At 42.5% G+C, this 14,281-nt stretch carries 13 protein-coding genes; 10 read left to right on the forward strand and 3 right to left on the reverse strand.

Going from position 1 to position 14,281, the window contains the following annotated elements:
• The coding region (locus tag WBM98_RS11320) for a lysophospholipid acyltransferase family protein (RefSeq protein ID WP_424366129.1) at positions 1 to 656 on the forward strand (656 nt) is incomplete at its 5' end.
• Positions 657 to 971: 315 nt separating this feature from the next.
• Here WBM98_RS11320 and glmM read toward each other — a convergent pair.
• The gene (gene glmM / locus WBM98_RS11325) at positions 972 to 2,360 is read right to left on the reverse strand and encodes a phosphoglucosamine mutase (RefSeq protein ID WP_424366130.1); all 1,389 of its coding nucleotides are present in this window, start codon (positions 2,358 to 2,360) and stop codon (positions 972 to 974) included.
• A gap of 94 nt (positions 2,361 to 2,454) precedes the next feature.
• Here glmM and WBM98_RS11330 point away from each other — a divergent pair, with 94 nt between their 5' ends.
• From WBM98_RS11330 to WBM98_RS11355, 6 genes are all read left to right on the forward strand, one after another.
• The gene (locus tag WBM98_RS11330) at positions 2,455 to 3,045 is read left to right on the forward strand and encodes an ACP phosphodiesterase (protein ID WP_424366131.1); all 591 of its coding nucleotides are present in this window, start codon (positions 2,455 to 2,457) and stop codon (positions 3,043 to 3,045) included.
• 24 nt (positions 3,046 to 3,069) lie between these two features.
• Complete coding sequence (gene ggt / locus WBM98_RS11335; protein WP_424366132.1) at positions 3,070 to 4,764, forward strand: gamma-glutamyltransferase; 1,695 nt, start codon at positions 3,070 to 3,072, stop codon at positions 4,762 to 4,764.
• 55 nt (positions 4,765 to 4,819) lie between these two features.
• Entirely contained in the window at positions 4,820 to 5,527 is a 708-nt protein-coding gene (locus WBM98_RS11340) for a hypothetical protein (RefSeq protein ID WP_424366133.1), read from the forward strand.
• 76 nt (positions 5,528 to 5,603) lie between these two features.
• Complete coding sequence (locus WBM98_RS11345) at positions 5,604 to 7,799, forward strand: amino acid permease (RefSeq protein WP_424366134.1); 2,196 nt, start codon at positions 5,604 to 5,606, stop codon at positions 7,797 to 7,799.
• Between the two features lie 4 nt (positions 7,800 to 7,803).
• Positions 7,804 to 8,478 carry a lysoplasmalogenase gene (locus WBM98_RS11350; RefSeq protein WP_424366135.1) on the forward strand — a complete coding sequence of 225 codons (675 nt, stop codon included), beginning with the start codon at positions 7,804 to 7,806 and terminating at the stop codon, positions 8,476 to 8,478.
• 49 nt (positions 8,479 to 8,527) lie between these two features.
• Complete coding sequence (locus WBM98_RS11355) at positions 8,528 to 8,953, forward strand: N-acetyltransferase family protein (protein WP_424366136.1); 426 nt, start codon at positions 8,528 to 8,530, stop codon at positions 8,951 to 8,953.
• Between the two features lies 1 nt (position 8,954).
• Here WBM98_RS11355 and WBM98_RS11360 read toward each other — a convergent pair whose 3' ends face one another.
• Complete coding sequence (locus tag WBM98_RS11360; RefSeq protein WP_424366137.1) at positions 8,955 to 9,716, reverse strand: XRE family transcriptional regulator; 762 nt, start codon at positions 9,714 to 9,716, stop codon at positions 8,955 to 8,957.
• 99 nt (positions 9,717 to 9,815) lie between these two features.
• Between WBM98_RS11360 and WBM98_RS11365 the strand changes: the two genes are divergently transcribed.
• Complete coding sequence (locus WBM98_RS11365) at positions 9,816 to 10,001, forward strand: hypothetical protein (RefSeq protein ID WP_424366138.1); 186 nt, start codon at positions 9,816 to 9,818, stop codon at positions 9,999 to 10,001.
• 6 nt (positions 10,002 to 10,007) lie between these two features.
• Positions 10,008 to 10,667 carry a TIGR03915 family putative DNA repair protein gene (locus WBM98_RS11370; RefSeq protein WP_424366139.1) on the forward strand — a complete coding sequence of 220 codons (660 nt, stop codon included), beginning with the start codon at positions 10,008 to 10,010 and terminating at the stop codon, positions 10,665 to 10,667.
• 12 nt (positions 10,668 to 10,679) lie between these two features.
• Here the strand turns inward: WBM98_RS11370 and WBM98_RS11375 are convergent, their stop codons facing one another.
• Positions 10,680 to 11,207 (reverse strand): hypothetical protein, encoded by a 528-nt coding sequence (locus WBM98_RS11375; protein ID WP_424366140.1) that lies wholly within the window; start codon positions 11,205 to 11,207, stop codon positions 10,680 to 10,682.
• 212 nt (positions 11,208 to 11,419) lie between these two features.
• Between WBM98_RS11375 and uvrA the strand changes: the two genes are divergently transcribed.
• Complete coding sequence (gene uvrA / locus WBM98_RS11380; protein ID WP_424366141.1) at positions 11,420 to 14,257, forward strand: excinuclease ABC subunit UvrA; 2,838 nt, start codon at positions 11,420 to 11,422, stop codon at positions 14,255 to 14,257.
• Positions 14,258 to 14,281 lie beyond the last annotated feature (24 nt).

Genomic DNA, 14,281 nt, shown 5'->3' on the forward strand with positions numbered 1-14,281 from the left:
TGTTCTTGGAAATGGTCAAGACCATGGCCCTATCAAAAGAAGCGGTCAAAAAGAAATATCATGTTGTGAATATCGATGTACTCCGTGAAATCGAAAAAGAGAAAAGCATCTTGATTGTCTGTTCGCATTATGCCAATTGGGAGTGGAATGTCAGCATAAATAATTATGTAAACTCCAAAGGGTATGCGGTTTACCAAAAAATAAGTAATAAATATTTTGATGCTTTTATCAGGAAAACAAGGGCGAAATGGAATACGGAGTTGATTACCCAGAAAGAAACGGTCAAAACCGTGGTGCGCAATCATCAAAATGGCATAAGAGCAGGCTATGGCATGGTCAGCGATCAATCACCCCAGGTCCATAGAGCCCAATACTGGAAGGAGTTCATGGGGGTCAAAGTACCTATTTTCAATGGAGCTGAGACCCTGGCGCGAAAGCTGGATCTTGCGGTGGTGTTCTTAAAAGTAAGCAAAGTGAAACGAGGTTACTACCAGGCAGAATTCATTCCGATTACGCTTGCAGGGAGCCATACCGAAATAAATGAAATCACCGATACATTTTTGGCGCTTACCGAACAACAGATCAAGGAGCGTCCAGAGCACTATCTTTGGACACACCGTCGCTGGAAGCATAGAGACAAGGCGCCCAAACAATAGTTGGGCAGTCGTTCTTTCAAAAGATTAAAAAAATATTGCCACAACATTCTATGATCACTGGCAGATTGCCACAACTACCCTCATCGCCTCCCCTTGGACCAATATCATTAATTAAGAAGGCCATGTGTATAAATGTCCGTACGAGCACAGTCGAGAACGTCACTTGAGCACATTAATGAGGTCTCGGCTGCGCTCGACCAGACATCGAAACCCTTTACCTAAATGACATTGCCCGATGGCCCCAAGTTTCTAAAAGGCCGGAAGATGTCCATTACTTACTATAAATGAACAGGGCTATATTGCTTGTTTGGATATTTAGATGCCTGCGATTTTCTTGATTTCACCAATAATGCGATCCGCCAGGCCATCAGCCTCACCTTGACTTTGCGCTTCGGTATAAATTCGAATGATGGGTTCCGTATTCGACTTACGAAGATGTACCCAATTCTCGGCAAAATCGACCTTTACACCATCAATGGTCGAAATATCCTCCTGACGATATTTGTCGGCCATGGCCCTAAGAATGGTGTCGACATCCAATTCAGGGGTGAGCTGAATTTTCTTCTTACTCATAAAATAGCTCGGGTAACTATCGCGAAGTTCCTTAACGGTCCCTCCTCTTTCTGCCATAAGCATTAAGAACAAAGCGGTACCCACCAAAGCATCACGGCCATAATGGCTTTCAGGATAAATGATTCCCCCGTTGCCTTCGCCACCAATAATGGCCTTATTGGCCTTCATTTTGGTCACAACGTTCACTTCGCCGACTGCCGCTGCCTCGTAGGTGCCACCGTGTTTTCGAGTGATATCCCGTAGTGCACGGGACGAGGATAAATTGGAAACGGTATTACCCTTTGTCTTGCCCAACACATAATCCGCGCAGGCTACCAAAGTGTATTCTTCACCGAACATTTCACCATCATTGCTTATAAAGGCCAAACGATCAACATCGGGATCTACCACGATGCCGAAATCTGCCTTTTCCTGGACTACAAGTTTGCAGATATCGCCCAAATGCTCCTTTAAAGGCTCTGGGTTATGGGGAAAATGACCCGTAGGTTCACAATATAATTTCACCACCTCTACCCCCAAGGTTTCCAATAATTTGGGAATAGCGATGCCTCCTGTCGAATTCACCCCATCTACCACTACTTTGAATTTCGCTTTACGAATGGTGTCGGCATCGACCAAGGATAGGTTCAGCACCTCATCAATATGGATGTCTAAATATGCATCGTTTTTTGTAATACTCCCTAAATCGTCTACTTCGGCAAAATCAAATTGTTCTTTCTCGGCGATTTCAAGGATCTTGGCTCCTTGTGCTGCATCGAGAAATTCCCCTTTTTCGTTTAAAAGTTTAAGGGCATTCCACTGTTTGGGATTATGGCTTGCTGTTAAAATGATACCTCCATCCGCTTTCTCCTCTGGTACGGCAATTTCAACAGTGGGTGTTGTTGAAAGGTCCAAATCAATTACATCGATCCCCAATCCTATCAAGGTCGAAACCACAAGATTTTGGATCATCTCACCGGAGAGTCGTGCATCACGGCCAATGACAACCTTCAAAGCGTCTTTTTTTGAATAGTCCTTAAGCCAAATACCATAAGCGGCCGCAAATTTGACCGTATCGATAGGTGTTAAATTATCCCCTGGTTTCCCTCCTATAGTTCCCCGTATTCCCGAAATTGATTTTATTAGTGTCATAATCTGTAAAAAAGTTTTTGCAAATATAAAGGACTGATGTCAATCCTGTCCAGCAAATTGGTAAATTCGACCTTGTGAACTATTTTACGGGCGAATGAATTTTTTGGCGCATATCTATTTATCTTTTGGCGATGATGAAATTGCAATTGGCAACTTTATTGCCGATAGTATACGTGGCAACAAAATAGATCATTTGCCAAAACGCGTTCAAAATGGGGTCATATTGCACCGTGAAATAGACACCTTTACAGATACCCACAGCATTCCAAAACAAAGCAGCAAGCGATTGCATAAAAATTACAGCCATTATAGCCGGGTAATCGTCGACATCTATTACGACCATTTTTTGGCGAAAAATTGGAAGAACTACTCCGATATACCCTTAAAGATATTCGTCAATGACTTTTATGACCTTCTAGAGGAAAATTATAAAATACTTCCTGATGGCGTACAACACATGATGCCTTATATGATCAGTGATAATTGGCTTTACAACTATTCAAAAATGGAAGGAATCGATAGGGTGTTGAACGGCATGAACCGGAGGACAAAAAATAGATCGAAAATGAATTTTGCCATCTTGGATCTGGAAGAACATTATGCAGCGTTCGAAAAGGAATTCACTTCGTTTTTTGACGAGCTGATTATTTTTTCAAAACAAAAATATATTTCTTTAATAATATGAATATCAAGGCTTAATATAAATATAATGAAGTATCAATTTAAGTATTTTCTTCCTGTGCTCCTGCTTCTCCTTCTTGTCGAATGCAAGAAGCAACCTGCAAGACCTACAGGTTTGGTAACCGACAGTGCCATGGTAGTTTCTGCCCGTGAAGAAGCTTCGGCCATTGGTGTCGAAATACTGAAAAAAGGCGGGAATGCCTTTGACGCCATGGTCGGCACTGAACTGGCCCTAGCTGTCGCCTATCCTTTTGCCGGAAATCTTGGCGGTGGCGGATTCATGGTCTACCGCAAGAAGAATGGTGATGTTGGTGCCTTGGATTACCGCGAAAAAGCGCCATCCTCGGCCCATAAAGACATGTATTTGGATTCTTTGGGCAACTTCCTTCCTGGTAAAAGTACCATTGGGGCCACAGCTGTGGGTGTTCCCGGAACCATCGCGGGTATATTCGAAGTGCACAAGACCTACGGAAGCCTTCCGATAGAAGATATAATAAATCCCGTTATTGCATTGGTTGAGCGGGGTGTCGTTGTGACTGAAAAGCAAGCCAGACGGCTCGAGAATTATAGAGAACAAATACTTGAGGTAAATGGTGATAATACATTGTTTTTCAATAGTTGTATTCAGGGAGATACTTTAAAATACCCTGCCTTGGGAAATACCTTGAGACGCATTGCCCAGCATGGACGTGATGAATTTTACAAAGGGGAGACCGCCAAAAAACTAGTGGCGTTTATTCAAGAAAAAGGGGGGTATGTCACCCTGGAGGACTTGGCAAAATACGAAGCTATTTGGCGCCAACCCATAATCTTTAACTATAAGGACCTGCGAATCATCTCGATGAGTCCACCAAGCAGTGGTGGTGTCACTATGAACCAAATTTTCAAAATGATCGAACCCTACGATATTTCGGGTTTTGGACATAATTCCATTAAGGCCATCCAATTGTTTACCGAAGCCAGCCGTAGAGCCTACGCCGACCGTAATTATTATTTGGGGGACCCTGACTTTGTCGATATTCCTTTGGATGTATTGTTGAGCAAAAAGTACTTAACCCAACGAATGGATGATTTCTCTTTTGAGAAGGCGACGTTATCATCCGATATTGAACGCGGAAATATTCGAATAGCTGAAAGTTCGGAAACTACCCACTACTCCATCGTTGACCAAGAAGGCAATGCCGTATCGGTCACTACCACCCTCAACGGCGCATATGGTTCCAAATTATACTGCGATGAACTGGGATTTTTTCTGAACAACGAAATGGATGATTTTAGTGCCAAACCTGGGGTACCCAATATGTTCGGGCTCATAGGTGCCGAGGCCAATAGTATTGCCCCGGAAAAACGGATGTTAAGCTCCATGACCCCTACCATCGTCGAGAAAGAAGGTCAACTATGGCTCGTTGTTGGAAGTCCAGGGGGCGCAACGATCATCACTGCTGTAACCCAAACCATCTTGAATGCCTATGAATTCAACATGAGCATGCAAGAAGCTGTGAACGCACCAAGGTTCCATCATCAATGGTTGCCGGACTATATCGTATTTGAAACCGAAGGTTTTTCAGACGAGGTTAAAGAAGGCCTTAGGTCGAAAGGGTACATCATCAATGAAGACCGTACTCCTATCTTGGGCAAAGTTGACGCAATCCGGGTGTTGTCTAATGGAAAATTAGAAGGTGGTGCTGACAAACGTGGCGATGACACTTCGGTTGGTTTTTAAATACATCCAAAAACCAATTCGTTTTTTTTAACTACTGCAAAATGCGAAATCCACCATGCGAAAAAAGCTTATAACATACACCCTCGGTTTTATTTCGTTTTTAGTCATTGTTTCAATTGTTCTTTATGTTATTTACAATGAACCCTTGCCTACTGGCAAATCATCCCCAGAAGCCGACGTCTTGGCGCAAAAAATGCTGCATTCCATAAATGCCGAGGCCTTTAAGGATACACGTTATCTTGAATGGACCTTCCGAAATGGTGCACATAGGTACCTATGGGATAAAACCATGGGCAAAGCTAAGGTTTCGTGGAGTGACCTGACGGTTGATCTCGTATTGGAAAATCCGACGAACAGTACTGTTTTGAAAAAAGGAGTTGCTGTAGCTGATGATAGACAGCGTACAAAGGCCATTGAAAAGGCAATAACACTATTCAACAATGATTCCTTTTGGCTGGTAGCACCCTTTAAGGTGTTTGACCAAGGTGTTGAGCGCAGTTTAGTGGATTTGGAAGACGGCTCGAAGGGACTTATGGTTACCTACACCACTGGAGGTAGTACGCCCGGAGATTCCTATTTGTGGAAATTACAACCCAACGGTTTTCCCATAAGTTTTAAAATGTGGGTACGGATTATCCCCATAGGCGGGCTGGAAGCGACTTGGGACGATTGGCAATTGGTTGAAAGTGGGGCATTTCTTCCAAGAAAACACCAACTAGGACCCATGACTATTGATATGGGTGTGGTAAAAGGACATAATTAAGGCGAAAATTCCGTGGATTGCTAGCTTTACACCATCCTGATCCTTATTTTTATACACCAGCGAACGACAAAAACCAATGCCAGAAAAAAAGAAATTCGGCACCTTTGCCGGTGTTTTCACTCCCTCTATACTGACCATCCTAGGGGTAATCATGTATATGCGTTTAGGTTGGGTCGTAGGTAATGCCGGGCTTTTGGGTGCTATTGGCATTATTATCATCGCCCATGTCATTGCCGTTACTACGGGCTTGAGTGTTTCGTCGGTTGCCACCGACAAGAAAATCGGTGCCGGTGGCATCTATTATGTACTATCCCGAAGTATGGGCATTCCCATTGGTGGTTCTATTGGTATAGCATTGTATGTGGGAACGGCGTTTTCCATAGCCTTATATCTTATTGGTTTTTCAGAAAGTTTTAATTCATTTTTCGGGTATGGCATGACCGTGAATGATTTTCGGATTACTGGGAGCATTGCGCTTACGGCTTTGACCGTTTTGGCATTGATAAGTACCTCTGTGGCCTTAAAGGCCCAATTCTTTATTTTGGCTGCCATAGCCCTATCCTTGGCATCCGTTTTTTTTGGCACCACTGAATTCGCGCCACAATCGGTGCCGCTTTTCTCTACCCAGGATGCCGTGCCTTTGGAAGTTGTATTTGCCATTTTCTTCCCAGCGGTAACAGGCTTTACCGCTGGTATCGCCATGAGTGGCGATTTAAAGGACCCCAAGCAATCAATACCCGTAGGAACCTTGGCAGCGATTGGCACCGGACTTTTGGTTTACATTCTTTTGGCCATTTTCATGGCGTTCACCATATCGCCCGAACTTTTAAAATCGGATTATAATATTTTAATGAAAATGGCCCTATTTGCTCCCGCTGTAGTGGCCGGTATTTGGGGTGCGACCTTGTCTTCCGCCTTGGGAGGCATCCTCGGGGGCCCGCGTATCTTACAGGCCATGTCCATTGATAAAGTGACACCAAAAATATTTGGTAAGGGAAATGGCAAGAATAACGAACCTGTCAATGCCCTGTTCATGGTCTTCATCATTGCCGAAGCCGGTATTCTTATCGGGGAATTGGATGTAATTGCCCGCGTGGTCTCTATGTTCTATTTGACCGCCTACGGATTCATCAATATTTCCTATTTTCTTGAAAGCTGGGCCAATCCTGATTTTCAACCGAGCTTCAAGATCAAGCGCTGGATTGGACTATTGGGGTTTATTGCTTGTTTTGTGGTTATGTTCAAGTTGGATATGATTGCCATGATGGCTGCGCTCGCTGTAATTACGGCCCTGTATTTTGCACTGCAACGCAAGGAAGTCAAGATACAATCGAATGATGTATGGCGGAGTGTCTGGGAGAATGTGGTCAACAAAGGCTTGAAGAAAATCGATGAAAAGGATGATGAAAATATGAATTGGAATCCGAATATTATTCTTTTCAGCGGTAAGAGTGACCACCAAAAATATCTCTTGGAACTGGGCAAAACCGTATCTGGTCGAACGGGGATCGTCACAAACTTCAAATTGATATTGGACAAGCATAATGACATTCCCATTCGAAAGGCCGAGCAAACCATCAGGGATGACAATTTTAAGGAACTCGGTATTTTTGCCCGGCAGATCAAAGTGGACAACATCTACACGGGTATTACCAATATAGCATCAACCTTTGGTTTTTCGGGGGTTGAACCAAACACCATTATGATGGGCTGGCCCAAAGGTTTGGAAAATTCCACAGAATATTCGAAAATGACGGAAACCCTTTTACACTTAGATTATAACCTGTTGTATTTGGACTTTGATAGAAAAACGAAATTCGGTAATTACAAATCTGTGGACTTATGGTGGCGGGAAACCGACAGCAAGAATGCGGAAATGATGCTGAATATTGCCCGCTTTATCATTGCATCACCCAAATGGGACAATCCTGATATTAGGGTACTTTTCGTCAACAACAATAATGTGGCCGTAGAACTGATCCATGATACTATCGCAAAATTGGTGGAAGACTTACGTGTGAACGTGCAGATAAAGATCATCAATAATGCCGTGGAGCAAAAACCCTTCTATGATATCATCGCCGAAGAATCCGCCCACACAAACCTGACATTGGTTGGCATACCGAATTATAGGATAGAAAAACAGGCCGAGTTTGTATTAAAGACCAACCAGTTGTTCGAAACCATAGGGTCTACCCTTCTGGTCAAAGCGGCCAACAATTTTAATGAACTCGACCTGGATTTGGTACCTTCGAATTCTACAGCAAGCTAAAGCGATGAAGACTTTAAAACTATGGTTCGTTGTACTCTTGACATCCCAATTCATTGGCGCGGCCATAGCTTGGGCAACTGATATTTTCATCTTTAAAATTAGCGTAGCTGCCCTGGGCACCGTAATCCTTTTGATAGCGTACGCCCATAAACTGCCAAAAGCGTTGGATGTTTGGGTCGTTATTATTGCCTTTGTATGCTCAATGATCGGCGACTATTTTCTATCCCATATGCACGGGGACACTACATTCTTTATCTTGGGAATTTCATTATATCTATTGGCTCATATAGGATATTTGACTTTTTCATTGCTCAATGGCACACTACGATGGAAAAGCAGCATCGCCCTTACCGTGGTATTTTTGATTTTCTTCTATCTGGCATTGTATCCAACATTGGACGATAAAACCCTTGCTTTTATGGTCTTGTTCTATTTGATTGTTTCCTGTGTTTCATTGGGTGCCGCCTTGGGACTAAAACTGGAGCCCACCATTAAATGGCCCTATGTCATTGGCATCGCCTTGATCCTGTTTTCTGACACCATCATATCCTTTACCGAATTCATTCATTATGACGCATTGAATTTCTTGATATTGCCCACCTATTATTTGGCGCAGATCGGGATAACCATTGCCCTATACCTAAAACGAACTGAGGCGAAGGCCCTACCAGAAAATTAGGGTGCTTGAAATTAATTTTTTGGTACATTTATGAACTAAAAATCACACCATGACGATTCATATATTACAGAAAGAGGCTCTAACCCCTGACATTAAAAAGCAAGTACATGATCTGTTCAAGGTATTGAATGCCGATATCAACCAACGGGATATTGAGGAAGTATTGTCACAAGGCAACGAATTTATCTGTGCCTGTTGCTGGGAAGATGAAAAGCTGGTTGGCATGGCTTCTTTGGCCACTTACAAAGTTATTTCGGGATATAAGGGTATGGTCGAGGATGTTGTGGTATCCGAAGCCTTTCGAGGAAAGGGTCTTGGTCGTAAATTAATGGAGCGACTTCTTGTTGAAGGCCAAAAACTACAGCTGTCAGAAATCTTACTGTTCAGCGGACACCATAGAAAACCTGCCATCGCCCTATATCAAAGTTTGGGGTTCAATCTAAAGGACAGTGGTTTATATACCCTAAAGTTATAAACTAACTTTTACCGTGATTGAATTGGTTTTTTAATTCCTCCATGGATTCCTGTAATTGACGTAAAAGCCCTTTTTCAGTGGTTGCATCGACCCCAAAGGTTATTTTACTATTTACCTGCCATATCTCCTGAATCTGTTGCGGCTCGATACGATACGGCGGATAGGAATCATTCAGGGAGATTAAGGTGACGTTGTTCGAATTGGGTGCCTTTTCAATTTTCTTCACCAAAACCGCATCCTCCAATACAATGACATAGATTTTATTGGGGCTCACATGGGCAATATCCTCAACCGCTTTGGCCAGCACCCATTCCCCCGGTTTTAAGTTGGGCAACATACTATCCCCCTCAACTTGAAAACCACGATAGGTGGCGTTCCTGAATTCCGGAAGCGGAAGATCAAAGGCAGGCAATTGCTTATACCAACTCGTATCCTGTATGTTTTGGGGATACCCTGCAGCTGCTTTTGCATTGACCAATACCATATTCTCATTGTCCGAAGAGTCAACGGTCACCACTTTAGGAATGACACTGGTTTTTGAAGGTTCCAAATATTGCATCTCGCTCTCACCAAACAACCAAAGTGGGTTTATCTTGAATTGCTTTAAAAGCTCAGCCACTACCTTACCCGATAATTTGGTTCGTCCTCTTTCAATATCGGCTGTTGTATTACGAATATCCAAAACTTTTGCAAATTCCACCTGTGTGTAGCCAAGATTCCTTCGTATATCAACAAAACGCTTTAATGTAAGTTCATTTTCCATACCCAAAGATACATAATTTGGAAAATATCCAAAATATTATTAGGAATATTTCCATAATTAGGATTTATTCCATATTTTTGGATTAAATACCAAAAGAACATGACAAATACACTACTTCAGGACAAACTTGGTTTTTATGCCATGGTGGGTACAAGGGATACCTTATCTGAAAATAAAATAGTACCTACCATCAAATCGGTGATGGAGACCCCAACTAGAATCGTTGAAGTCCATAGGGATACGAAGCGATTTGTCAAAAACAGCATTCAATTAAGTTTATTTTAGAACATTATGGAAAATTCAAGGGTATTACTTTATGATGGGAGTTTTAATGGTTTTCTTACCGCGATATACATTGCGCTTGAAAACAATATCGATATAGTGGGTTTTCAAAAAAACAAATGCAATCAGGAAGGCCTGTTCATTGACAAACTGGCCATAACAACCGAACAATCAAAGGCCAAAAGTGTTTGGGCGGGTATTGAACGAAAAAGCCACCCTGCAATCAAAAACATTTATTTTGCCTTTTTGAGTGAAGCCGATGGGGTTGATTTTTTAGTGTACCAATACATACGGAAACTTTATGGAAGGTTGGATAGCCAAGAAATGGATCAAGCGGCTTTGATCGAATTGAAAATATCAAAATTGGCGACGCAGGTAAGTCGGGAGAAATCCTATATAGAGAATACGGTCGGGTTTGAGCCTACCCAAGATTCCGTATATATTGCCGAACTGAAACCGGGGTTCAATATCCTACCCCTTATTTCACGACATTTTCGATACAAATACCCAAGACACCCATGGATCATCTATGATGATAAACGAAACTATGGTGTGCATTATAACGGTTATTCACTTGAAATGATCTCTAAGAAGACTTTTGATAACTATAAAAAATCAAATAGGGCATTTGATTCCTATTCTGTGAACAACTATCGAATGGCCATGTAATTGCCCTGGGGGTTATTTTGAACTATCCCCAACAAATTGATCGCTCTTATTTTGAAAGAGCACATTAAAGGTGGTCATGCTGCCATAGATACGGGTGATGTACTGTTGTAAGTCAACTTTCTCTTGGTCATCAAGATTGGTGCTGGCATTTATTTTTTGCTCCATGACCCGAATCCTATCGCGGACCATTACGATCTTATGAAAAAATGTATTTATGGGTATTTCCTTATCGGATAGATTGTCATCCCCTGGTTTAAGGATGAGCGTACCCCCTTTCCACTTGCTTGCAAGGGCGGTCGCATTGTTGTTATCGCTCCAACGTCTCAAAATTGAAATCAAGGACATTTCAACATCGGAAAAACTTACGGTATCCACCTCGTCCGTAACCGCCTCAATAACCTTAAATTCCGCATCGATTTCAATGGTTTCCAAACCGCTATCAATAAACGTGACCCAATATTGGTTCGAGGTCAAATTGGTCACTACCCCTTTCCCAAATTCAGGATGTTCGATACGTGATCCTATACCTAATAATTTCATACTTCTTTTGTTTAATTTTTATAAATCATACCTGCCTTTACGATGTTCAGGTATGTATGGCCTCAATTGCCAGCTTCGTCGGCTTAAAGAAACAGCTGGGTTCGAATGATATTTATTGAATCAAAATTAACTTTCAATTGTGACAAATCAAAACTAAGGCAGCTTCCTTTTTAGGGGGCAAAACCGTACCTTTGCGACTTTGCTGTGAAAAAATGACAAAATACGAGGAAAATATTGAGGTCAAAGGAGCTCGCGTCCATAATCTCAAAAACATTGACGTTACCATTCCCAGGGAAAAATTGGTGGTTATCACCGGTTTGTCCGGAAGTGGTAAGTCATCCCTTGCTTTTGATACCATTTATGCAGAGGGCCAACGAAGATATATCGAAACCTTCTCGGCCTATGCCCGACAGTTTTTAGGTGGACTTGAACGCCCCGATGTTGACAAGATAGATGGTCTTTCGCCTGTTATTGCCATTGAACAGAAAACCACTTCAAAATCCCCCCGTTCTACCGTAGGTACCATTACCGAGATTTATGATTTTCTAAGATTGCTTTTTGCCCGCGCGGGTGATGCTTACAGCTATATTTCAGGGGAGAAAATGGTAAGTTATAGCGATGCGCAGATCAAGGAACTCATCATTTCTGACTATAAGGGGAAAAAGATAAATGTACTCGCCCCCATTATCAAATCGAGAAAAGGACATTATCGGGAGTTGTTTGAGCAAATCGCGAAACAAGGCTTCGTTAAAGTCCGTGTTGATGGCGACATCAAGGATATCGTAAAGGGCATGAAGGTGGATCGTTACAAGACCCATGATATTGAAATCGTCATTGATCGTCTGAAAATAAGCGATCATAATGATTTGGATAAGCGCATGACCGAATCCATAAATACGGCCATGTACAGTGGAGAGAACGTATTGATGGTCTTGGAAGAAGACAAAAAAGAACCCCGATATTTCAGTCGTGACCTTATGTGCCCGACTTCCGGCATTTCATATCCAACCCCTGAACCGAATACCTTTTCCTTTAATTCACCCAAGGGAATGTGTGGCCATTGCAATGGGCTGGGCCATATCTATGAAGTAAATGAGGCGAAAATATTCCCAGACCACAAACTTTCGATCCAGGCTGGAGGCATAGCCCCTTTGGGCCCCTTTAAAAAATCATGGGCGTTCAAACAGATTGAAACAATTGCCCAACGGTTTGGTTTTGAATTATCACTGCCGATAGGCAAGATTCCCAGTGAAGCCATTGATATGCTCCTGCGCGGGGGTAAGGAAAGTTTTGATATCGAATCAAAAACCCTTGGGGTTAAACGTAACTATAAAATAGATTACGAAGGCATTTCCAACTTCATCAAGAACCAGTTTGAAGAATCCGATTCTACCTCGATAAAACGATGGGCCAAAGAATATATGGATAAGATTACCTGTCCCACCTGTATGGGTGCACGGTTACGACAAGAATCCTTGAACTTTAAGGTCGATGAACATAATATCGCAGAACTCGCTAATCTCGATATTGCCGAATTGGCCGAATTCTTTGATCGTCTGGAAGGGAAGCTTTCAGGCAATCAACTAAAAATCGCCGAAGAAATTATCAAGGAAATAAAAACCCGCATTCGTTTTTTATTGGATGTGGGGCTCGATTACCTGTCGTTGGACCGAAGTTCAAAATCGCTTTCAGGTGGTGAGGCGCAACGCATTCGTTTGGCGACTCAAATCGGCACGCAATTGGTCGGGGTACTCTATATTCTTGATGAGCCCAGTATCGGACTTCACCAAAGGGACAACAATCGCTTGATCAGTTCGTTGGAGGCGCTTCGCGATATCGGCAATTCGATCATCGTGGTAGAACATGACCGGGATATGATTCAAAGGGCCGATCATGTCATCGATATTGGACCAAGGGCCGGGCATCATGGTGGTGAGATCATTTCCGAGGGCACTCCTGAAGAATTAAAAAACCATCATACCCTGACCGCTGATTACATAACTGGGGTAAAGCAAATCGCCGTACCTAAAAAAAGAAGAAAAGGAAATGGCAAAAAAATAACACTTGCCGGATGTACGGGCAATAATCTTAAAAACATTACGGTCGATTTGCCATTGGGCAAAATGATCGGCGTTACCGGGGTTTCGGGTAGTGGAAAATCCACGTTGATCAATGAAACCCTCTACCCGATCATGAATGCCCATTATTTTAACGGGGTTCGAAAGCCAATGCCCTATAAATCGATTAAAGGATTGGAACATATTGATAAGGTCATTGATATCAACCAAAGTCCGATTGGCAGGACACCGCGATCCAATCCCGCAACCTATACAGGTGTTTTTGGTGAAATACGTTCCCTATTCACCAAAACCCCCGAAGCGGCCATAAGGGGATATAAACCCGGGCGATTTAGTTTTAATGTCAAAGGCGGGCGTTGTGAAACCTGTCAAGGAGGTGGGCTACGGGTAATAGAAATGAACTTCCTACCTGATGTATATGTCGAATGTGAAACATGTAACGGCAAACGTTTTAATCGGGAAACCTTGGAAATCAGGTATAAGGGAAAATCAATTTCAGATATCCTGGAAATGACCATTGACGATGCCGTTGATTTTTTTGAATTGATCCCCAAAATCCATAGAAAGTTAAAGACCATTCAAGATGTGGGATTGGGATATATATCCCTGGGGCAACAGTCCACTACCCTATCCGGTGGGGAGGCCCAACGCATAAAATTGGCTACAGAACTATCAAAAAGGGATACCGGCAATACTTTTTATATCTTGGACGAACCGACCACAGGGCTCCATTTCGAGGATATACGCGTGTTGATGGAAGTGCTGAACAAGTTGGTTGTCAAAGGAAATACAGTGTTGGTGATCGAACATAATTTGGATGTCATTAAAACAGTAGACCATATCATCGACATTGGATATGAAGGCGGGCGTGGTGGCGGAATGGTCGTGGCAGAAGGAACCCCAGAAATGGTCTGTGCAAATAAAAAAAGTTATACAGCTCAGTTTTTAAGTAAGGAATTGGGATTAAATTAGTAGCTTAAAAAAGCACCTAAAAAC

Source organism: Maribacter sp. (genome assembly GCF_049667165.1).
GTDB lineage: Bacteria > Bacteroidota > Bacteroidia > Flavobacteriales > Flavobacteriaceae > Maribacter_A.

Coding starts and splice junctions, on each gene's coding strand:
- glmM (WP_424366130.1), bottom strand. CDS start 2,360: ATGACACTAATAAAATCAATTTCGGGAATACGGGGAACTATAGGAGGG.
- WBM98_RS11330 (WP_424366131.1), top strand. CDS start 2,455: ATGAATTTTTTGGCGCATATCTATTTATCTTTTGGCGATGATGAAATT.
- ggt (WP_424366132.1), top strand. CDS start 3,070: ATGAAGTATCAATTTAAGTATTTTCTTCCTGTGCTCCTGCTTCTCCTT.
- WBM98_RS11340 (WP_424366133.1), top strand. CDS start 4,820: ATGCGAAAAAAGCTTATAACATACACCCTCGGTTTTATTTCGTTTTTA.
- WBM98_RS11345 (WP_424366134.1), top strand. CDS start 5,604: ATGCCAGAAAAAAAGAAATTCGGCACCTTTGCCGGTGTTTTCACTCCC.
- WBM98_RS11350 (WP_424366135.1), top strand. CDS start 7,804: ATGAAGACTTTAAAACTATGGTTCGTTGTACTCTTGACATCCCAATTC.
- WBM98_RS11355 (WP_424366136.1), top strand. CDS start 8,528: ATGACGATTCATATATTACAGAAAGAGGCTCTAACCCCTGACATTAAA.
- WBM98_RS11360 (WP_424366137.1), bottom strand. CDS start 9,716: ATGGAAAATGAACTTACATTAAAGCGTTTTGTTGATATACGAAGGAAT.
- WBM98_RS11365 (WP_424366138.1), top strand. CDS start 9,816: ATGACAAATACACTACTTCAGGACAAACTTGGTTTTTATGCCATGGTG.
- WBM98_RS11370 (WP_424366139.1), top strand. CDS start 10,008: ATGGAAAATTCAAGGGTATTACTTTATGATGGGAGTTTTAATGGTTTT.
- WBM98_RS11375 (WP_424366140.1), bottom strand. CDS start 11,207: ATGAAATTATTAGGTATAGGATCACGTATCGAACATCCTGAATTTGGG.
- uvrA (WP_424366141.1), top strand. CDS start 11,420: ATGACAAAATACGAGGAAAATATTGAGGTCAAAGGAGCTCGCGTCCAT.